General features: G+C 52.8%; 18 protein-coding genes, 1 tRNA gene and 1 pseudogene. 8 read left to right on the top strand and 12 right to left on the bottom strand.

All coding sequences use genetic code 11. The features are described 5' to 3' along the window. Positions 1 to 81 precede the first annotated feature (81 nt). Positions 82 to 633 carry an endonuclease SmrB gene (gene smrB, locus BFV64_RS15940; protein WP_045281766.1) on the top strand — a complete coding sequence of 184 codons (552 nt, stop codon included), beginning with the start codon at positions 82 to 84 and terminating at the stop codon, positions 631 to 633. A gap of 47 nt (positions 634 to 680) precedes the next feature. On the opposite strand, the gene sixA is transcribed toward smrB, so the two are convergent. From sixA to BFV64_RS15960, 4 genes are all read right to left on the bottom strand, one after another. Next, on the bottom strand, positions 681 to 1166 hold the full coding sequence (sixA, locus tag BFV64_RS15945; RefSeq protein WP_014884683.1) for a phosphohistidine phosphatase SixA: 486 nt from the start codon (positions 1164 to 1166) through the stop codon (positions 681 to 683). A 209-nt stretch (positions 1167 to 1375) separates the two neighbouring features. Next, a complete protein-coding gene (gene fadJ, locus BFV64_RS15950; protein WP_045269245.1) occupies positions 1376 to 3523 on the bottom strand; it encodes a fatty acid oxidation complex subunit alpha FadJ in 2148 nt (715 codons plus the stop codon). Further along, entirely contained in the window at positions 3523 to 4833 is a 1311-nt protein-coding gene (gene fadI / locus BFV64_RS15955) for an acetyl-CoA C-acyltransferase FadI (protein ID WP_032635967.1), read from the bottom strand. Before fadI ends, fadJ begins: the two co-directional genes overlap by 1 nt. 236 nt (positions 4834 to 5069) lie before the next feature. After that, a complete protein-coding gene (locus tag BFV64_RS15960; RefSeq protein ID WP_014884686.1) occupies positions 5070 to 5354 on the bottom strand; it encodes a YfcZ/YiiS family protein in 285 nt (94 codons plus the stop codon). Positions 5355 to 5726: 372 nt separating this feature from the next. Between BFV64_RS15960 and fadL the strand changes: the two genes are divergently transcribed. Then, complete coding sequence (gene fadL / locus BFV64_RS15965; RefSeq protein WP_014884687.1) at positions 5727 to 7010, top strand: long-chain fatty acid transporter FadL; 1284 nt, start codon at positions 5727 to 5729, stop codon at positions 7008 to 7010. Positions 7011 to 7054: 44 nt separating this feature from the next. Here fadL and mlaA read toward each other — a convergent pair whose 3' ends face one another. After that, positions 7055 to 7807 (bottom strand): phospholipid-binding lipoprotein MlaA, encoded by a 753-nt coding sequence (gene mlaA / locus BFV64_RS15970; RefSeq protein ID WP_014884688.1) that lies wholly within the window; start codon positions 7805 to 7807, stop codon positions 7055 to 7057. Between the two features lie 315 nt (positions 7808 to 8122). On the opposite strand from mlaA, the gene BFV64_RS15975 reads away from it, so the two are divergent. Together BFV64_RS15975 and BFV64_RS15980 are read left to right on the top strand one after the other, a co-directional pair. After that, positions 8123 to 9052, top strand: a complete 930-nt coding sequence (locus BFV64_RS15975; RefSeq protein ID WP_014884689.1) for a formate/nitrite transporter family protein — start codon at positions 8123 to 8125, stop codon at positions 9050 to 9052. Positions 9053 to 9127: 75 nt separating this feature from the next. Next, positions 9128 to 9199 (top strand) — tRNA-Arg (locus tag BFV64_RS15980). Positions 9200 to 9243: 44 nt separating this feature from the next. Here BFV64_RS15980 and BFV64_RS15985 read toward each other — a convergent pair. The 5 genes and pseudogenes from BFV64_RS15985 to BFV64_RS16005 all read right to left on the bottom strand — a co-directional run bounded on the left by BFV64_RS15985 (position 9244) and on the right by BFV64_RS16005 (position 13800). Further along, positions 9244 to 10512: a VasL domain-containing protein gene (locus BFV64_RS15985; protein WP_069602275.1), complete on the bottom strand. Its 1269-nt coding sequence runs from the start codon at positions 10510 to 10512 to the stop codon at positions 9244 to 9246. Beyond that, positions 10497 to 10994 (bottom strand): annotated as a pseudogene (gene tssK, locus BFV64_RS15990) (type VI secretion system baseplate subunit TssK); the annotation flags it as partial. The pseudogene tssK and the gene BFV64_RS15985, both read right to left, overlap by 16 nt. Before the next feature lie 18 nt (positions 10995 to 11012). After that, positions 11013 to 12557, bottom strand: coding sequence for a type VI secretion system contractile sheath large subunit (gene tssC, locus BFV64_RS15995; RefSeq protein ID WP_014884713.1), 1545 nt, complete (start codon positions 12555 to 12557; stop codon positions 11013 to 11015). Between the two features lie 32 nt (positions 12558 to 12589). Continuing rightward, positions 12590 to 13087: a type VI secretion system contractile sheath small subunit gene (gene tssB / locus BFV64_RS16000; protein WP_014884714.1), complete on the bottom strand. Its 498-nt coding sequence runs from the start codon at positions 13085 to 13087 to the stop codon at positions 12590 to 12592. 15 nt (positions 13088 to 13102) lie between these two features. Next, positions 13103 to 13800 (bottom strand): IS1-like element IS1B family transposase gene (locus tag BFV64_RS16005; protein WP_095033700.1). Its coding sequence is split into 2 segments (ribosomal slippage): positions 13103 to 13551 and positions 13551 to 13800, totalling 699 coding nucleotides; the frame shifts between segments, so codons are not numbered across the junction. 640 nt (positions 13801 to 14440) lie between these two features. On the opposite strand from BFV64_RS16005, the gene lpxP reads away from it, so the two are divergent. Together lpxP and ypdK are read left to right on the top strand one after the other, a co-directional pair. Next, positions 14441 to 15361: a kdo(2)-lipid IV(A) palmitoleoyltransferase gene (lpxP, locus tag BFV64_RS16010; RefSeq protein ID WP_087529900.1), complete on the top strand. Its 921-nt coding sequence runs from the start codon at positions 14441 to 14443 to the stop codon at positions 15359 to 15361. 358 nt (positions 15362 to 15719) lie between these two features. Further along, entirely contained in the window at positions 15720 to 15791 is a 72-nt protein-coding gene (gene ypdK, locus BFV64_RS25490) for a membrane protein YpdK (protein ID WP_099458937.1), read from the top strand. Positions 15792 to 15843: 52 nt separating this feature from the next. On the opposite strand, the gene alaC is transcribed toward ypdK, so the two are convergent. Next, positions 15844 to 17082: an alanine transaminase gene (gene alaC / locus BFV64_RS16020; protein ID WP_045134540.1), complete on the bottom strand. Its 1239-nt coding sequence runs from the start codon at positions 17080 to 17082 to the stop codon at positions 15844 to 15846. Between the two features lie 387 nt (positions 17083 to 17469). On the opposite strand from alaC, the gene BFV64_RS16025 reads away from it, so the two are divergent. Together BFV64_RS16025 and BFV64_RS16030 are read left to right on the top strand one after the other, a co-directional pair. Beyond that, a complete protein-coding gene (locus tag BFV64_RS16025; RefSeq protein ID WP_059372470.1) occupies positions 17470 to 19176 on the top strand; it encodes a sensor histidine kinase in 1707 nt (568 codons plus the stop codon). Between the two features lies 1 nt (position 19177). Beyond that, positions 19178 to 19909, top strand: a complete 732-nt coding sequence (locus BFV64_RS16030) for a LytR/AlgR family response regulator transcription factor (protein ID WP_045269731.1) — start codon at positions 19178 to 19180, stop codon at positions 19907 to 19909. A 31-nt stretch (positions 19910 to 19940) separates the two neighbouring features. On the opposite strand, the gene glk is transcribed toward BFV64_RS16030, so the two are convergent. Further along, positions 19941 to 20906 carry a glucokinase gene (gene glk, locus BFV64_RS16035; protein ID WP_014884719.1) on the bottom strand — a complete coding sequence of 322 codons (966 nt, stop codon included), beginning with the start codon at positions 20904 to 20906 and terminating at the stop codon, positions 19941 to 19943. Positions 20907 to 20953: the final 47 nt, after the last annotated feature.

Genomic DNA, 20953 nt, shown 5'->3' on the forward strand with positions numbered 1-20953 from the left:
TCAGCAATGACGCGTCGCGCTTGAGGTTAAAAAATGCGTTTAGTCGGGTACACTATCGGAAATACGAGATGAGAGTGACGAATGAAAAAGAAAACATCGCTCAGCGAGGAGGATCAGGCTCTCTTCCGCCAGCTGATGACCGGGACGCGTAAAATCACGCAGGACACCATTGTCCATCGCCCGCAGCGTAAAAAAATCAGCGACGTTCCGGTCAAACGACTGCTGCAGGAGCAGGCGGATAACAGCCACTATTTTTCAGATGAGTTTCAACCGCTGCTGAATACGCAGGGCGCGGTGAAATACGTGCGCGAGGACGTCAGCCACTTTGAGCTGAAAAAATTACGTCGGGGAGATTATTCACCGGAGCTGTTTCTCGATCTGCACGGGTTAACGCAGATGCAGGCGAAACAGGAGCTGGGGGCACTGATCGCCGCCTGTCGCCGCGAACACGTGTTTTGCACCTGCGTGATGCACGGCCATGGGAAACATATTCTTAAGCAGCAAACGCCGCTGTGGCTGGCTCAGCATCCACATGTTATGGCGTTTCATCAGGCACCCAAAGAGTACGGCGGAGATGCCGCATTGCTGGTGTTGATAGAAGTTGAGGAGTGGCAACCGCCTGAGTTGCCCTGACAGCATGGCGGGAAGCACATTTGCACCCCGCCCTGTCGCACGTCACGTCAGATAGCTTTTGCCATCTTCAGGTTGCACGGACTCATTTGCCAGTTAAAGACCCCTTTGCCGGTTTCGTCGAGGGTGACGTTGGCAATGGCGGATGTGGTGAACATTGGCGGCGTTTCGCCCGGGCACAACTCAGAAACCAGATAGCCAACCAGTGGCAGGTGGGAAATGACCAGTGCGGAAGCGACACCTTCATTGCACAGTGCCTGAAGGTAGGCGCTGACAAGGCCGACATCACCGCATGGCGTCAGTTCAGGAAGAACATCGACACTGGATGGCAGGTTCATACACTCCCCTACCACGTCCAGCGTCTGTTCAGCACGCAGGAACGGACTCACCAGAACGCGTTCGATATCCACTTTTTGGCCTTTAAGCCAGGTTGCCATCAGACGAGATTCGTCGCAACCACAGACTGTTAAAGGACGTACTGAGTCACTGGCGGCATCGAGTGCCGCGTCGCCGTGACGCATGATAAAAACTTGCATATTGCACCGCTTTTGTTAACCAGAATCACCGGCGTTGACTACCCGCGATAAATGCTCTGAGGTAGAAAACCCGATGGCCGGGCATTGTGCCTGATCCATTCGGTGAATGAAACGCTGTTTTTTACCTCAATGGCGTAAGTATAGTCAATCTCTGTTTACAAAATCGCCAGAACAGGTTCATTCACGTCGGGATTTACCCTTCTTTGACCTCAGCTTACGAGGACAGTTTCCCTTGCAGGCCAAAATGTCTGGCCCCGTTCCGCCATCTGCAATAATTCGTCACACGGTGTAAACCGCGGGCCATATTGCGTTGCCAGACGTTGCAAAATAGCCACCACTTCACCCGCGCCGAGTGTATCCATGTAACGGAACGGGCCGCCAAGGAACGGCGGGAAACCAATACCAAATACGGCGCCGATGTCGCCATCCCGTGCGCTCTTGATCACCTGCTCACCAAAGCAGCGTGCCGCTTCATTGAGCATCATCATCACACAACGTTCAGCACACTGAACGGCGGAGAGTCTCCCCTGACCTGAGGTCGGGATAAGCCCATAAACAGAAGGGTCGACCTGTTTCTTGCTTTTACGCCCTTTCGCGCCGTAAAGATAGAAACCGCGTTCATTTTTTCTGCCTTTGCGATCGTCCTTCAAAATTGCAGAAACAATATTTGCAGGCGGCGCAAAACGATCGCCATAAGCGGCTTCCAGTACAGGTATAATTTTAGTGCCGGTGTCTATTCCCACCTCATCCAAAAGTTGGATAGGACCAACGGGGAAGCCAAACTTTACCAGTGCCTCATCGACGTGCTCAATCTTCTCCCCTTCCGTCAGCAGCCGCATCGCTTCGTTGATGTACGGCGCCAGAATACGGTTGACGTAGAAACCGGCTTTGTCCGCAACCACGATGGGGGTTTTGCCCTGTTTTTTCGCCAGCTTCACCACGGTAGCGATGGTTTGCGGGCTGGTTGTGGCGTGAGGGATCACCTCCACCAGCGGCATTTTTTCTACCGGGCTGAAAAAGTGCAGACCAATCACCTGCTCAGGACGCGCGGCTTTCGCTGCGATATCGCCGATGGGTAATGACGACGTATTCGAGGCAAAAATGGTATGCGGCGCGCAATGCTGTTCAACGTCCGCCACCATCTGCTGCTTGAGCGCCAGATCTTCAAATACGGCTTCAATCACCAGATCGCGATGCGCAAAACCGCTGTAGTCCGTCGTGCCGGAGATCATCGCCAGGGTTTTATCACGCTCGCTTGCCTTGATATGGCGGCGCTTGACCTTTTGATCAAGGTTCTGCCAGCTGTACTGCAGCGCGTGGTTGATTCCCTTAGGGTTAATGTCTTTGATGCGTACCGGCAGTTTCCCTTTACTTGCGGTAACGAAAGAAATGCCGCCGCCCATCAGTCCACCCCCGAGCACGCCAATTGCACGCAGCGGAGCAGGCTCAGCCTCGCTGCCCGGATCTTTTTTCACCTCTGTGCTGGCGAAGAAGATGCTGCGCAGCGCCCGTGACTGCGGCGTCATCGCCAGCTCGCCAAAGGCTTTGGCTTCAGCGGCATAGCCGCTACTGCTTCCCTGAGATAACCCGGTTTCAATCACCTCCAGGATTCGTTTCGCCGCCGGGTAGTTGCCTTTGGTTTTTTGTTCGGTCTTTTTGCCCACCATGTTGAACAGGATCGTCCTTCCCAGAGGACCCGCCAGCACACGCTCTCGCACCGGAAGAGGACGTTTTGGCTGGCGACCTTTCAGCGCCAGTTCTACAGCAGCTTCCAGTAAAATCGCGTGGGGAACGACATCGTCAACCAGACCGGCTTTCAGCGCCTGACGGGCGCGCAGCTGCTTGCCGGTGAGAATCATTTCCAGCGCGGTGCTAACCCCTACCAGGCGCGGCAGACGCTGCGTGCCACCAGAACCAGGCAGGAGACCTAATTGCACTTCCGGCAGGCCCAGAACGGTTTTCGCATCGTCAGTACAAATGCGGCTGTGGCAGGCCAGCGCCAGCTCCAGTCCACCACCCAAACAAGCACCGTGGATCGCGGCAATCACCGGGATCGGCAGCGCGTTGATCTCGGCCATTACCTGCTGCCCCTGACGCGCAAGATCTTCCGCTTCCTGCGCGCTTTGCGCCCGGGCGATCATGTTAATGTCGGCCCCGGCAATAAAGTTATCCGGCTTGGCCGAGATAAACACCAGACCGCGAATGGCCTTGTTTTCGCGGATCTGCCTGAGCATCGCGCGAACCTGAGTGCCAAACTCCGCCTTCAGGGTATTCATTTTTTCGTCAGGCACATCAATGGCGATTACGGCGACATTATCGAGGCGAACCGTCAGGTTAAATGCAGATGTCATTTCCATTATTCAGCCTCCAGAACCATTGCAGCACCCAGGCCACCCGCCGCACAGGCGGTCACCAGGCCAAACCCGCCACCGCGGCGACGTAGCTCGTGTAATGTCTGAGTAATCATCCTCGCCCCAGTCGCCGCAAACGGATGACCATAGGCAATCGAACCACCCAGCACGTTGAATTTGCTTTGATCCACTTCACCCGTGGCATGGGCGCGCCCCAGCACATCACGTGCAAAACGCTCGCTTGCCAGCAGCTGTACGTTTGCCAGGGTTTGTGCGGCGAAGGCTTCGTGCATATCAATCAGGGTTAAATCAGCCAGCGTCAGCCCTGCGCGATCCAGTGCCAGCGGCGTGGACCAGGCTGGACCTAACAACATGTCCTGCCAGACATCAATGGCGGTGAAGGCATAGCTGCGCAAATAGCCCAGAGGGGTGATGCCCAGCTCTTTCGCGCGGGATTCGGTCATAAGGATCACGGCGGCTGCCCCATCCGTCAACGGTGTACTGTTGGCCGCAGTCACGGTGCCATGTTTACGGTCGAACGCCGGACGCAGTTTGGCGTAATCCGCCAGCGTCGAGGTACCGCGGATATTGTTGTCTTCAACCAGAGGTTCCCGATAAGGAGGCGTGTAAGCGGTCATCACCTCGTCGGTGAGCTTGCCCTCTGACCAGGCTTTCGCCGCCAGCTGATGTGAACGATGCGCCAGCGCGTCCTGCTGCTCACGGGTAATGCCGTAGGTTTTCGCCATCTGTTCCGCGGTATCGCCCATGCGCAGGCCGGTAGAATATTCTGCGACAGCAGGGGGTACAGGCATCAGGTCGCGCAGACGTAAACGCGAGAAGAGTTTGAGCTTCTGACCGGTCGTGCGGGCTTTGTTTGCATCCACCAGAATACGGGCCAGCTTTTTACTGACGCCAATAGGCAGTACCGAAGAGGAATCGGCGCCTCCGGCGATCCCGGCGCGAATGGTGCCCGCCATGAGGCTTTCCGCCACGTTAGCCACCGCCTGGAAACTGGTCGCACAGGCGCGACTGACACTATAGGCATCCGTATGAACGCTCATCCCGGTGCCGAGGACAATTTCTCGCGCAATATTGGGAGCTTCAGGCATCTGAACCACCTGGCCGAAAACCAGCTGTTCAATGACCTCAGGCGGAATTTCGCTGCGAGCCAGCATCTCCCCCACCACCATTTTCCCCAGATCGACAGCCGGTATGCCATGAAACGCCGTTGCCTGACGCGCAAACGGCGTACGCAAACCACTGACAATGGCAATGCGATCGCCCTGACGGGTAATAAGCGGTAATGCCTGACTCATAACACTCCCCTGTAAAAAATTGACGCAAACGTTAAGTGGTCTGACCTGATAATAGTCTTAACCATTTTTTTACATTCAGCCAATTGGGGAAACGAAAAAGTGCGAGGTAAGACACAGAGAAGAAAAAGAAAATGCCCCGAGGTAAAAGCAAAACGGTAACCCGTAGGTTACCGTTTTTAGTGTTTGCACCCTCTCCCGTGGGAGAGGGTCGGGGTGAGGGCACCAGCCCGCAGGAATTAACGCAGGCCCAGCTGGAAAATCAGCGTTTCTGCTTCGCAGGCAAACACGAAGTCAATATCCAGCTTCACGCCGCCGTCCACCTCGGTGAAGGTAGATTTGATTTCGCACGGATCGGATTCAACATCACGCGCACGCTTGCTCAGCGCGGACAGGGTTTCTTCCGCTTCAGCGCGGTTGGTGAACACACGGCTGTAAGACGCTGTGCAATCGGAGTTGTCCATGATGGTGCCAACATCCATACAGCAGCAAACCGGGGTTTCATCAGCACTGCATTTACTCATAGCTCAATTTCCTCTGTATTCGCGCAGCGCGCGAGATAAACACGATGCTGCTATTTTACGCCCCGGCGCAGGCTCTCTCCAGCCGTTAATGGCGCAAAATCGGATAAGTGACCAATATCACACTAAAAAATGATCTAAAACAAAAACCACCCTTTTGACTGAGTCGCGATGGTCACATTTTTGCCAACCAGATCTCGTTTCATGAAACATGTTTGAAAATATTAATAAACAAACTTGCAACATCCCAGCTGGTCAGACCTATACTCTGGCCACTGGTCTGATTTGTCTGTCAAACCTCAGACCCTACACTTCGCGCTCCTGTTACGGTATGTAACAATTATTGAATAAAAATAACTCAATGAGGTTATGGTCATGAGCCAGAAAACCCTGTTCAACAAGACTGCGCTGGCAGTCGCAGTGGCAATCGTCTCCACTTCCGCCTGGTCAGCGGGCTTTCAGTTAAACGAATTTTCTTCCTCTGGCCTTGGCCGCGCGTATTCTGGGGAAGGTGCAATTGCTGATGATGCAGGTAACGCCAGCCGTAACCCTGCACTGATCATGATGTTCGATCGCCCGACCTTCTCTGCGGGTGCGGTATATATCGATCCTGATGTCAACATTTCTGGCAAGTCGCCTTACACAGGTGCGAGCCTGAAAGCGGACAATATTGCCCCGACCGCATGGGTACCCAACCTGCACTTCGTTGCACCTATTAATGAGCAATTTGGCTGGGGGGCGTCCGTCACGTCCAACTACGGCCTTGCAACTGAATTCAATAACAACTATCCGGCAGGTGAATACGGCGGTAAAACCGATCTTACGACGCTGAACCTGAACCTGAGCGGTGCTTATCGTCTGAACGACAGCTGGAGCTTTGGTCTGGGCTTTGATGCCGTCTACGCTGATGCAAAAATTGAGCGTTACTCCGGCGAGCAGACTGCCAGCCTGCCGAAAAACAGCAATAAAATTGCCAGCCTGAAAGGTGATGAGTGGGGCTATGGCTGGAACGCCGGTATCCTGTATGAGCTGGACAAAAACAACCGTTGGGGCCTGACCTATCGTTCCGAAGTGAAAATTGACTTCGACGGCGATTACAAGAGCGGCATCCTGGCGCCAGTCAACAACCTGGTTCCAGGCGCGGGTACCACCATTCCATGGGGTACTTCAAACCAGACAGTTCCAGGTTCACTGTCGCTGCATTTACCAGAAATGTGGGAAGTCTCCGGTTACAACCGCGTGGCACCACAATGGGCTATTCACTATAGCCTGGCCTACACCAGCTGGAGCCAGTTCCAGGAGCTGAAAGCAACCGGCAACAATGGTCAAACGCTGTTCTATAAGGATGAAAGCTTCCACGACGCCTATCGTATTGCGTTGGGTACCACCTACTACTACGATAAAAACTGGACTTTCCGCTCCGGTATCGCATTTGACGACAGCCCGGTTCCGGCAGACAAACGTTCCATTTCCATTCCGGATCAGGACCGCTTCTGGTTAAGTGCTGGTGCGACATATGCGTTCAACGAGAATGCGTCCATCGATGCGGGCGTATCTTATATGCACGGTCAGAAAGTGACGTTCCAGGAAGGTCCGTACGAGTTTACCTCTGAAGGTAAAGCCTGGCTGTTCGGTACGAACTTTAACTACGCGTTCTAAGCGCACTGAAATCGAAAAAGGTGAGCATCGCTCACCTTTTTTATTTATTCCGAATCGATATCTTTGAGTTCGTTTTCGATAGCCTTCGCGTTTGGATTCTCCTCCGGCTTCAGCTTGCCACCGTTGGCAATAAAATCGTGATTCTGGAAGTATGCTTCACGCACCATAATGTAAGGATCGGAAGACTGGCGCAGCAGACCGTCTGAGTCGAGCAGTTGCGCGCGGGTTTCAATCCCTTCCACCGTCCATTTACCCACCGACAGCGGCCAGGTCAGCCACGACAGGACCGGATACAACGTATCGACCATATCGCCACCATCATCACGCACGGTGAAGCTGCCATAGAACGGCAGGTGGACATACGGACCATAACCTACGCCATAATGCCCCAGGGTGCTGCCGAAGCGGTGCGGTTGTTCACGCTGCAGTTTCGGGTTCGCCATGCCTGCGACGTCAATAAAGCCGCCCATCCCCAGAATGGAGTTCAGGAAGAAGCGGGTAAAGTGCACCATCCCCTGATACGGGTTACCCTGCAGGAAGTAGTTCACCATAACCGCGGGCTCTTCGAGGTTGCTGGTAAAATTGCTTAGCCCATTACGCGCAGGCTGTGGAACATAATCGCGCCATGCCACTGCCACCGGCCGAACCACATACGGATCCAGCACGTTGTAGTTGAAGCTATACATGGAGCGGTTAAATCCTTCGAGAGGATCGGAGCGTCCCGTTTGCTCCCCGGAGCTGGCGCAGCCCACAAGCATCGTCATGCCCAGCGCAAGCGCCGACAGCCGAAGTTTCATAAATATCTCCCTGTTCAGTATGGCTATCGTTGATTGCCATCCGTAACGAAGCATCTGGCGCTCCGTCTGTAAACGTGCAAGTGATTGTAACAGCACGTTTACCGATGTCTATGAGCACAAGCACGGGCAATAAACACCGTGGCTCTGATCTCAGCATAGCCTGGCTTTTGGAATTCGTTTCGCTGGCAATTTTATAATGCCTTTGAAAGAGATGTCTCACCTTTGTTGTCATTGCCGCCAATTTAAGAGCATCCCCACAGGCATCCTGATAAAAGCCGCTACGCTTAAAAGAAAGATCAACCTCCGGGAGCCGTTATGAAAGAAGTGGGTGAAGACAAAATTGCAGAGAGCAAAGAGGATATTGAAATTGAGAGCGAGGAGAAAGCGCGCGGCGAGAAGATAGAAGTTGATGAAGATCGCCTCCCCTCCCGCGCGATGGCAATTCACGAACATATACGCCAGGATGGCGAAAAGGAGATGGAGCGCGATGCCATGGCCCTCTTCTGGTCAGCCATCGCTGCGGGACTGTCAATGGGCGCGTCACTGCTCGCAAAAGGGATATTTCATGTTCAACTTGAGGGTGTCCCCGGCGGTTTTTTACTGGAGAACCTCGGCTATACCTTCGGCTTTATTATTGTCATCATGGCCCGCCAGCAGCTGTTTACTGAAAACACGGTGACTGCCGTTCTGCCAGTGATGCAAAATCCAACCCTCGGCAATTTCGGTTTATTGTTGCGTTTGTGGGGCGTGGTCCTGCTGGGTAACATTATAGGCACGGGTATCGCCGCCTGGGCGTTTGAATATATGCCGATCTTTGATGAACCTACCCGGGATGCGTTTGTGAAAATTGGCATGGACGTGATGAAAAACACGCCGGCCGAAATGTTCGCAAACGCCATCATCTCCGGCTGGATTATCGCCACGATGGTGTGGATGTTTCCTTCCGCAGGCAGCGCCAAAATTGTGGTGATCATACTGATGACCTGGCTGATTGCCCTGGCGGACACCACGCATATTGTGGTCGGTACCGTTGAAATACTTTATCTGGTCTTTAATGGTACGCTTCACTGGACTGATTTTTTCTGGCCGTTCGCCCTTCCGACTCTGGCCGGGAATATCTGCGGCGGAACGTTTATCTTCGCGCTGTTAAGCCATGCACAAATCCGTAACGACATGTCTAACAAACGCAAAGCTGAGCTAAAGGCGCAGGAGAATGAGGGCAATTCGGCAAAAAAAACGGGCTGAATGGTGACTCTTTGAGCAGTCAGGCGGCGATGCGCTTAACGCAAAGTGTAAATAACGCTATACTCGTGCCGCCTCGTCCCCTTAGTTAAATGGATATAACGAGCCCCTCCTAAGGGCTAGTTGCAGGTTCGATTCCTGCAGGGGACACTTTGACCTTTCTCTCTTTTTTCAGCCAATTTCGCCCCATCAACTCATTGAACAGAGGCGTCCTGTTTTATTTGAGCATAACGCGTTGCCAGTTGTTTTAAATGCAGCTCAAGTTGAGTCTTCTCCCCTTCAGGAAGTACATTTCCAGCAGGATACTGCGACAGTCGTCGGAGCTGTTCTTCAGCCGGTATCGATTGATTAAATGACTGCATAGCGGAAAAAACCACTGACTTCAGCTCACTGACGGTCATGTATTTCCCCTTCTGCTCATCCAGACCGTTCAGGCGGTGACTCAACTTCTCCAGCGTTGCCATCCCCTGATGCCAGCCGTTCAGTTGTTCTGTTGGTAACGCCGCGGCATTCCGTTGCTGCTGCCACTGCTGAACCAGAGGCTTAGCCTGCTCCGGCCACAACATCTCAGCCTGTTCCGTGAGTTTTCGGCTGTAAGTCATACTCCAGTCGAGAGGCAATTTATCCAGCAGGGCAAGTTGCTGCTGCGTTTGCGCGATCGCTGTTTTCGGTAACGAAGATTGCTGGCGCAACGTTTTAAGCTGTTCAGGTGACAGAGGTGCAGGCAAAGGTGACAATGAGGCTGCAAGCTGAGCCTGTAGCGGGTCAGTACGGTGAAGATACTGCCACCCCCATAATGCAAGTGCGCTTATCACCAGCATGGTCCCCATGCCGGCGACGAAAGATTTCCACTTTTTCATCTGACCGGGTATTGCCGTCTGAACGTCAACATTCGCCGGGTACTCCGACTGTGCGACATACACCCATTTTACTGCTTCGTTCCGGGCGTTATCTTCTTCAACAGGACTACTGGCAGAGACGGTTGCTCCCTCGCTGTTTTCCAGCCGGACAGCACTGTTGTGCATCAGGGTACGCAACGTATCCAGCTGGCTATGATGCTTAAGCTCCAGGCGCTGCAGCACCTCCCCCAGCGCGGTGAGCCGTTGCTCAGCCTGGTACAGCTGGCTGAGGTCGCTGTAATTGAGCGGGAGCGAGCGCATCCGTTGCTGCAGACGCTGACTCAGGCTGCTGAGGATTTCCATGCGGGCATGAACCGGCTGTGGCCACATCGCCCCCCACTGATGACTAATCAGCGCCTCCAGTATCGCCAGACCTTCATTGAGCCCGAATAATCCGGCCAGCTGCGTCCGAGCCAGCGTGTACCAGGCCAGCGTCTGAAGCTCCACGCCGTTCTGCTCAAACAGTGAAAGACAAAGTTTTTCGACATGCCGCCAGTTAACGTCTGGACGCGCCGGATGGGTGAGCTTACTCAGCTCATCACGCAGGGCGGTATAGTCCGGTATGCGGTATTTTCTTGAGTGGACAAACGCAGAGTGATGGCATTACGTAGAATAGCCAGTTCCCCCCTTTCATACCCGGCCAGTTCCTGGACTACCACACGCTCTGCTTTCCAGCGACGCGGGCGTTCACTGTCCTGTCCGTTATCAAGGTTACCACCACTGGCGCTCAGCAGCGGCAATGCGGCTACCACCTCAACTGTCTCAGAGCCATTTGCGGCTGATAAATCACAGACCGGGGGAAGATTATCCGCCAGATCCGTATCAACAATCGTGCCGTCCTGGAAACGCACCACCAGACGGATAGCATTCAGACGCGCAAGCGCAAGCGCGGCATCATCAAACTCTGCAGCAATCACCCCCCAGGGATGAGAAATAACCATCCCAGCGACCATGTAGGCAACGTTTTCATCCCAGCGAGCTTGCTGCTGGAATTGTTGCGGGGCCAGAGCGGCCCCATCCTCCCAAAGTGGGCGGTAAATTTTCATCCCTGATTACCCCTCGCCTTACGATTTCGCCTTCGGCATCTGGGAAACCAGTGACAGGTTGACGTCCATGCCTTCGACCTGGAAGTGAGGGATCGCGTACAGCTTCACGCGGAAGAAGCCCGGGTTGTCTTCAATATCTTCGACAACCACTTTCGCATCACGCAGCGGGTGAGACGCCTGCAGTTCATCGCCCGGATCGGTCATTTCAGTGACCAGACTGCGAACCCAGGTATTCAGCTCCAGTTCAAGCAGACGGCGATCCTTCGTGGTACCGATGTTTTCGCGCTGAATCAGCTTCAGGTAATGGGCGATACGCGACAGCAGGAAGATATACGGCAGACGCGCGTTGATGCGGCTGTTAGCCGTTGCATCTGCGGTGTCATACAGCGCCGGTTTCTGGCTTGAGTTAGCCGAGAAAAAGCAGGCATAGTCGCGGTTTTTGTAGTAGGACAAAGGAATGAAGCCCAGATTCGCAAACTCAAATTCGCGGGTTTCGGGGATCATGACCTCACTCGGGATTTTTACCTGATTACCGGTACCGAGATCGTAAAGATGGATAGGCAAGTCCTGAACCGCACCACCGGCCTGCGGACCCCGAATCTGTACGCACCAGCCATTATTGATAAAGCTACGCACCATGTTGGAAGCAAAGGCAAACGAGGCATTCGTCCACAGGTATTTGTCGTGATCCGGACCTTTGACCTCTTCGACATAATTGAAGCTGCGAACGGGAACGGTATCTGGTCCGTACGGTAAACGTCCCAGTACGCGCGGCATGACCAGGCCGATATAGCGAGCGTCGTCGGTATCGCGGAACGATTTCCACTTGATGTACTCTGCGCGGTCAAAATAGTTACCAATATCTTTTATCGCAGCGACGTCTTCCATGGACTCTTTAAGGAAGAATTTTGGACCTGCAGAGCCGATAAACGGCATGTGCGCAGCAGCGGATACTTTAGAGATGTTGCGCAGCAGCGCGACATCCTGCGCTGAAGCATCGAACTCGTATGCGGAAATCAGTGCCGCAATTGGCTCGCCGCCTGGGGTGTCATATTCATCAATATAGGTGTGTTTATACAGACCACTCTGGATGATTTCCGGGCTGTCTTCGAAGTCCTGACGCAGGTCTTCTTTAGACATACTCAGCAACTCAATTTTCACGTTCTGGCGAAAATCTGTTTTATCAATCAGCGACTTCACTCCGCGCCACAGACCTTCAACTGCCTGAAACTCCTCATGGTGCATTACCGCGTCCAGCTGACGGCTGATCTGGTAATCGAGTTCAGCAATGTGGTGATCAATCAGGCTTTTATCCAGTTTTTCGACTTTCGCACCGGCTTTGGTCAGACATTCCAGGAAGACCTGCATACCTGCCGTCAGACGTTCATCAGCGGTCGCATCCGACATCGCCTGCGCGTCCTGCCAGATATCCAGGGCGCTCAATTCAGAGACGGGACTTAAGTTGATTTTCTCAAACAGGGAGGCGTAAACCCCACCCGCAGCAGGACGTTCCAGCACCATGCTTTCACCGCCAGCAATATTATTTTGTACAGACATGAGCATTCCTTGATTAATCCGTTAAAACATCGTGATGGTTAAGCTTTTTTGGGTGCCAGTGCGGATAATTCATTGCGCAATTCAGCGCTAAGCGACTGGTCAAGAACGATTTTTTCCAGCTCTTTTCGGAAAGTCTGGTTATCCAACAGGTTGGCCTTAAGATCGCGGAGTAAGTTGCGCATCGCCAGCATCGCCTTCAGCTGTGGTATCTGGGCAGCCACCTGCTCTGGCGTGAAATCTTTCATGCTCTGGAAAGTCAGCTCAATATTGTCCTCACCACCATCATCTGACAGGGTGTTTTTGACGCTCAGATTAACTTTTGGGGAATATTCGGAAAGAACACTGTCGAAATTATTTTTGGTGATGTTAACTTTTTCACGCTCAGATATTGGCGCAGCATCCTGACCATTACTGAAATCACCGGCAACAAGCAGTTTTAAGGGTAATTCCATTTTCTTGCTTGCTCCGCCAGTATGCAGGTCAAGCTTCAGGTTAATACGTGCCTTAGGCACTTCATTCTGAAAACTGTCAGACATGGTAATGACTCCAACTTATTGATAGTGTTTTATGTTCAGATAATGCCCGATGACTTTGTCATGCAGCTCCACCGATTTTGAGAACGACAGCGACTTCCGTCCCAGCCGTGCCAGGTGCTGCCTCAGATTCAGGTTATGCCGCTCAATTCGCTGCGTATATCGCTTGCTGATTACGTGCAGCTTTCCCTTCAGGCGGGATTCATACAGCGGCCAGCCATCCGTCATCCATATCACCACGTCAAAGGGTGACAGCAGGCTCATAAGACGCCCCAGCGTCGCCATAGTGCGTTCACCGAATACGTGCGCAACAACCGTCTTCCGGAGCCTGTCATACGCGTAAAACAGCCAGCGCTGGCGCGATTTAGCCCCGACGTATCCCCACTGTTCGTCCATTTCCGCGCAGACGATGACGTCACTGCCCGGCTGTATGCGCGAGGTTACCGACTGCGGCCTGAGTTTTTTAAATGGCGGAAAATCGTGTTGAGGCCAACGCCCATAATGCGGGCGGTTGCCCGGCATCCAACGCCATTCATGGCCATATCAATGATTTTCTGGTGCGTACCGGGTTGAGAAGCGGTGTAAGTGAACTGCAGTTGCCATGTTTTACGGCAGTGAGAGCAGAGATAGCGCTGATGTCCGGCAGTGCTTTTGCCGTTACGCACCACCCCGTCAGTAGCTGAACAGGAGGGACAGCTGATAGAAACAGAAGCCACTGGAGCACCTCAAAAACACCATCATACACTAAATCAGTAAGTTGGCAGCATCACCCTCTTTTTCTGTAAAACAAATATTTGTATCGTAAAAGAGGTTGCAGCCAGTCAGATGCTAAAAAAACAATATTGTTTTGATTTGCATCACAGCACTATATCAAAAACACAGGAGAGAACTGCTTTAGACTCGATAAAAGGAAAGATGAATAAATTATGGACTCAGGCGCTCCATTCATTGGATGAATAATAAATAAGAACTTTCACAAAGAAAATTCTTATTTATTAAACGAAGAGGTAAAAAAAAATTTGAATACGGAATCTGCCACAAAAAAATAGCGCTTTTAATCCATCCTCTCTCGAAGAGGCTTCCTGCCCGACTCAGGTGGAAGGTGTTCTCATGACTGACTGCCTATAAAAACTGTAAAATCAACCACCTCCTTGGCTGCCGCTTTTTTAATCAAAAACGAGTAATAGCACATAACGTATAACGGTGCTACATTACGCCGCCCACCCAAATCAGCAGTGGTCAGGCAACGCCGTAAAGTTCGGTAAAGCCTGAAACCATCACCTTGAAGAACGGTCTTAATGGCACGTCGTATCGCACACGCTGCGCTACCTTTACAGGCTTCACATAGGTTTTACTATCTTGTCTCAATCCAAATTTGAACGTGCGTTTTTACACCCGCGTTACTGGTTTACATGGTTTGGTCTTGGCGTACTCTGGCTGCTGGTGCAACTTCCCTACCCTGTGCTGCGTTTGCTGGGGTCGAAACTGGGCAGCGCCTCTCGCTATTTCCTGAAACGTCGCGAAGCCATCGCGCGCAAAAACATCGAGCTTTGCTTTCCTCAGTACAATGCTGAAGAGCGCGAAAAATTGATCTCTGAAAACTTTAAATCTATCGGTATGGCGCTGCTCGAAACCGGTATGGCCTGGTTCTGGTCGGATGAACGCGTCCGCAAGTGGTTTGATGTCGAAGGGCTGGACAACCTTAAACGCGCGCAGTTGCAAAACCGCGGTGTGATGGTTGTGGGCGTTCACTTTATGTCGCTGGAGTTGGGTGGCCGGGTGATGGGTCTTTGCCAGCCAATGATGGCGACCTACAGACCGCACAATAGCCCGGTAATGGAGTGGGTACAGACGCGCGGCCGCATGCGTTCCAATAAAGCGATGATCAGCCGTAATAATCTGCGTGGAATGGTCGGTGCCCTGAAGAAAGGTGAAGCCGTCTGGTTTGCCCCTGACCAGGATTATGGACGTAAAGGCAGCAGCTTTGCCCCCTTCTTTGCCGTTAAAGACGTGGCGACAACCAACGGTACCTTTGTGATTTCGCGGTTGTCAGGCGCCGCCATGCTGACCGTGACGATGGTGAGAAAAGCGGATAAATCAGGCTATCGTCTGCACATCTCTCCTGAAATGGCCAACTATCCGGAAAACGAATGCGAAGCCGCAGCGTTTATCAACAAGGTCATCGAAACTGAAATCATGCGCGCGCCAGAGCAATATCTCTGGATGCATCGCCGTTTCAAAACGCGCCCACTTGGCGAAGCCTCGCTCTATATTTAAGTCCCGCGCGACGGTTAGTTTCGATAAGAAACTAACCTTTTCAATCACCTGTAATAACCCCGTGTAACGGTTTTTCGTCACGTCGCTCAAAGTGAATTTATTGCCTTGCGAAATCAAACTGTCGCCGTTCCACGACACCCGTAAGTGTCGGAAATTATTTAAAAAAATCTCTCTTGTCACCCCTCTTTTTTAGGCGTACATTAGCGCCGTCTGGCTACAGGAAAGCACAGAATTCTGAGCTGGAGTCGGCGGCATAGCGGGAAAATTCTCATTTCCGTTTTGGCCGGATTTCAGTTCTCTATACTCAGTTGGACTCTGTTTTAAAATGCGTACCACAAGATACGCGGAGCGATGAAACGTGAAATATTTCTTTATGGGCATTTCGGTGATCGTTTTAGTCTGGGCCGGAACCTTTGCCCTGATGATCTAGTGAAGAACATGCAGTCAAAAAGACAGGAGCCATAGGCTCCTGTCTTTTTATGTCATGATGATGCGGGGTGTTCGGAGACGCTCTTTGTTGAGAGCAGGCCATCGGCCCGGAACATACTCTTGATGCCCCTCACCGCCTGACGAATACGGTCGCTATTTTCGATTAAAGCAAAGCGCACATGGGTGTCACCGTAATCACCAAAGCCAATGCCCGGTGAAACACACACCTTCGCGTCCTGCAGCAGTTTTTTAGCAAACTCAAGCGATCCCATTGCCGCATACGGCTCCGGAATTTTCGCCCAGACGTACATGGACGCTTTCGGCATTTCCACCATCCAGCCCGCTTCATGTAACCCTTTTACCAGCACGTCGCGGCGGCGTTTATACTGGGCTGCAATGTCGTGAACGCATTGCTGATCGCCTTCAAGCGCCGCAATAGCGGCAACCTGTAGCGGCGTAAAGGTGCCGTAATCGTGATAGCTCTTGATTCGCGCCAGCGCACTCACCAGCGTTTTGTTACCCACCATAAAACCAATACGCCAGCCCGCCATGTTGTAGCTTTTCGACAGGGTAAAGAATTCTACCGCCACGTCACGCGCCCCCGGTACCTGCATGATTGAAGGCGCTTTCCAGCCGTCATAGACGATATCCGCATACGCCAAATCATGTACCACCAGCACGTCATAACGCTTAGCCAGGGCCACAACCTTCTCAAAGAAATCGAGCTCCACACACTGCGCCGTCGGGTTGGACGGGAAACCCAGGATCATCATCTTGGGTTTCGGATAGCTTTCGCGAATTGCGCGCTCCAGTTCGTTGAAGAAATCGACGCCTTCCACCAGCGGTACAGAACGTACCTGCGCCCCGGCTATCACCGCGCCGTAAATATGGATTGGGTAACTCGGATTGGGAACCAGTACCGTATCACCGTGATCCAGCGTGGCCAGCATCAGGTGCGCCAGCCCCTCTTTCGAGCCGATGGTCACAATGGCTTCACTCTCAGGATCGATATCAACCTGATAACGATCCTGATACCAGCGCGAGATCGCGCGGCGTAATCTGGGAATACCGCGCGAGGTTGAGTAGCCGTGCGTATCCGGACGCTGGGCAACCGCGCAGAGCTTCTCAACGATATGCGGTGGCGTGGGGCCGTCAGGGTTGCCCATGCTGAAATCAATGATGTCTTCGCCGCGCCGACGCGCAGCCATTTTCAGTTCAGCGGTGATATTGAAAACATAAGGGGGGAGACGATCGATACGCGTAAAACGGCGTTCAGGACTGAATTCAGCCATAGATTCCTCAGATTAACGTTAGCGCCCGGACCGTCCGAGCGACGCTGCCACTGATGTGACATGCTTAGAAAATAACCTGAAAAAAATCACGCTGTCGAGAGGGAAATGAAAAAAAAGAGAACCCCATGAAAACCGGAACACGGGTACGCCTTAAAGCGGAAGGAGGGGGACTCATATCGGCTTTCCGTTATCTATTGTTTAACACAATGATATCAAAACAGTTACCGGACGATGCGACAGCAGGAAAGAATCGGGAGGTATCAATCCTCATTCGATAATCCCCTTTCTAAAACAGGGTTTTTCCTCATTTGATAAACCTGACGGATAGCTGGTCAATATGCCCCAGGTTTTTTATCATGGTTCTTTCCCGTTTTCCCAGGTCTGCTCGTGCACGAAATATTCACTATGCTGCTGGCGGTTTTTGATCGCGCAGCATTAATGCTGATTTGCCTGTTCTTCCTTATTCGCATTCGCCTGTTTCGCGAGCTGTTGCATAAATCTGCTCACTCGCCGAAAGAACTGCTGGCCGTCACCGCTATCTTTTCGCTCTTTGCGCTGTTCAGCACCTGGTCCGGCGTGCCGGTAGAGGGCTCGCTGGTTAACGTGCGGATTATCGCCGTCATGTCTGGCGGAATTTTGTTTGGTCCGTGGGTAGGTGTCATCACCGGCGTGATTGCCGGAACCCATCGCTACCTGATTGATATCGGCGGCGTCACGGCGGTGCCGTGCTTTATCACCAGCATTATCGCCGGGGTACTATCCGGCTGGATCAGCCGTAAAATCCCGAAAAAGCAGCGCTGGCGCGCCGGGATCCTCGCAGGCATGGTGTGCGAAACGCTGACCATGATCCTGGTTGTCGTCTGGGCTCCCACGACCGCGCTGGGGCTGGATATCGTCTCGAAAATCGGTATCCCTATGATTCTGGGTAGCGTGTGCATCGGTTTTATCGTGCTGCTGGTGCAGAGTGTGGAAGGGGAAAAAGAGGCCAGTGCCGCTCGCCAGGCCAAGCTGGCGCTGGATATCGCCAACAAAACGCTGCCGCTTTTCCGCCACGTTAACGCGGAGTCGCTGCGTCAAGTCTGCGAGATTATTCGCCACGACATTCACGCGGATGCCGTCGCTATCACCAATATTGACCACGTGCTGGCTTACGTCGGCGTTGGCGAGCACAACTACCGCGACAATGATGACACGATAAGCCCGACCACCAGACAAGCGATTAACTACGGTAAAATCATTATTAAAAACAATGATGAAGCCCACCGAACGCCGGAGATCCACTCTATGCTGGTGATCCCGCTTTGGGAGAAAGGCGTGGTGACGGGCACGCTGAAAATTTATTACTGTCACGCGCATCAGATCACCTCAACGCTGCAGGAGATGGCGATAGGTCTGTCGCAGATCATCTCCACGCAGCTTGAGGTCTCCCGGGCGGAACAGTTACGCGAGATGGCAAATAAGGCAGAACTGCGCGCGCTGCAGAGCAAAATCAATCCCCATTTCCTGTTTAACGCGTTAAACGCCATCTCCTCTTCGATTCGTTTGAATCCGGACACCGCGCGCCAGCTGATTTTCAATCTGTCGCGTTATCTGCGCTACAACATTGAGTTGAAGGATGACGAGCAGATCGACATCAAAAAAGAGCTGTATCAGATTAAAGACTACATCGCGATCGAGCAGGCGCGCTTTGGCGACAAACTGACGGTCATTTACGATATTGATGAAGAGGTCAACTGCGTGATCCCGAGCCTGCTGATCCAGCCGCTGGTCGAAAACGCCATAGTTCACGGTATTCAGCCCTGTAAAGGCAAAGGTGTGGTTACCATTAGCATCACCGAAAGCGGCAACCGGGTGCGTATCGCCGTGCGCGATACCGGCCACGGGATTGACCCAAAAGTCATCCAGCGCGTGGAGTCTAATGAGATGCCGGGGAATAAAATCGGGCTGCTGAATGTGCATCACAGGGTCAAGCTGCTCTACGGCGATGGGCTGCATATTCACCGTCTTGAACCCGGCACTGAAATCGCTTTTTACGTCCCGAATGAACGCTCCCCTGTTCATGCGACGGCATCACTGTTACCTCAGGGTGAGTAATATGAAAGTCATTATCGTTGAAGATGAAATTCTGGCTCAACAGGAGCTCACCTGGCTCATCAAAACCCACAGTCAGATGGAGATTGTGGGTATCTTTGACGATGGGCTGGACGTGCTGAAATTTTTGCAGCATAACCGGGTCGACGCCATTTTTCTGGATATTAATATTCCTTCGCTGGACGGCGTCTTACTGGCGCAAAACATCAATCAGTTTGCCCACAAGCCGTTTATTGTGTTCGTTACCGCCTGGAAAGAGCATGCCGTTGAGGCCTTCGAACTGGAGGCGTTTGACTATATTCTGAAACCTTACCAGGAGTCGCGGATTGTCAGCATGCTGCAAAAGCTGGAGGCCGCATGGCAGCAACAGAGCGCTCCGGTCACCGCCAGCCCGACGGTACGGGAAAACGACACCATTAATCTGGTCAAGGATGAACGCATCATCGTGACGCCAGTGAATGATATCTACTACGCCGAAGCGCATGAGAAGATGACGTTTGTCTATACGCGGCGGGAATCGTTTGTCATGGCGATGAACATTACCGAATTCTGTGGCAAGCTGCCGTCGGCACACTTTTTCCGCTGCCACCGTTCGTTCTGCGTGAATTTAAATAAGATCCGCGAGATCGAGCCGTGGTTTAACAATACCTATATTTTGCGTCTCAAGGATCTGGATTTTCAGGTGCCGGTGAGCCGCAGCAAGGTGAAAGAGTTCCGTCAGTTGATGCACCTGTAAAACGCCCTCTCCCGGCGGAGAGGGCTCTGTGTCAGAGGATTTGCCCGAGAACCTGACGCAGATGGGCACCCGAACCCAGCAGGCCAGGGTTATCATGCACGATAAGATAAACAGGAATATCCTGCACGTAGCTTCTGAAGCGTCCTTTATCTTCAAACCCACCGCGGAAACCTGAAGCTTTAAAGAAGTCGAGGAAGCGTGGCACAATCCCGCCCGCAATATAGACCCCACCAAAGGTGCCCAGCGTTAGCGCCAGGTTGCCGCCGAAACGCCCCATGATGACGCAGAACAGCGACAGAGCACGACGGCAGTCGATGCAGCTGTCCGCCAGCGCGCGTTCGGTGACGTCTTTCGGCTGCAGGTTTTCCGGCAGACGTCCGTCCGATTTCACAATTGCACGGTACAGGTTCACCAGCCCGGGTCCAGACAGGACGCGCTCGGCAGAGACGTGACCGATCTCAGCGCGTAACTCTTCGAGAATAATGCCCTCTTCTTCGCTGTTTGGCGCAAAGTCTACATGACCGCCCTCACCCGGCAGGCTTACCCAGCGCCGATCAACATGCACCAGATGCGAAACGCCCAGGCCGGTACCGGCACCGTAAACCGCAATCGGCTTGCCTTCGACCGGTTCAGCGCCGCCGAACTGGATCAGATGCTCTGGCTTGAGCATCGGGATCGCCATAGACACGGCGGTGAAGTCATTGATGATTTCCAGATGCGCAAAACCGAGGTTCTTTTTCATCTCTGCAATAGAGAATGCCCAGGTATGGTTGGTCATGGCGACCCAGTCGCCAGTTATCGGGCAGGCAATGGCAATGCAGCCATCCTCGACGCTCACCTGATGTTCATCCAGATAGACGCGGACAACGGCCTCAAGGCTGGGATAATCCAGCCCCGAGTAGGTTTTCGCCCGGGAAATTTCACCGCTACTTACATCGCATAATGCGAGGCGCGCGTTCGTGCCGCCCACATCACCTACCAAAGCATACTTTGTCATTCTTCTACTGCTCCGCTAAAGTCAGAATAAATCTTTGGGACACTGTA

This window comes from Enterobacter kobei (assembly GCF_001729765.1).
GTDB lineage: Bacteria > Pseudomonadota > Gammaproteobacteria > Enterobacterales > Enterobacteriaceae > Enterobacter > Enterobacter kobei.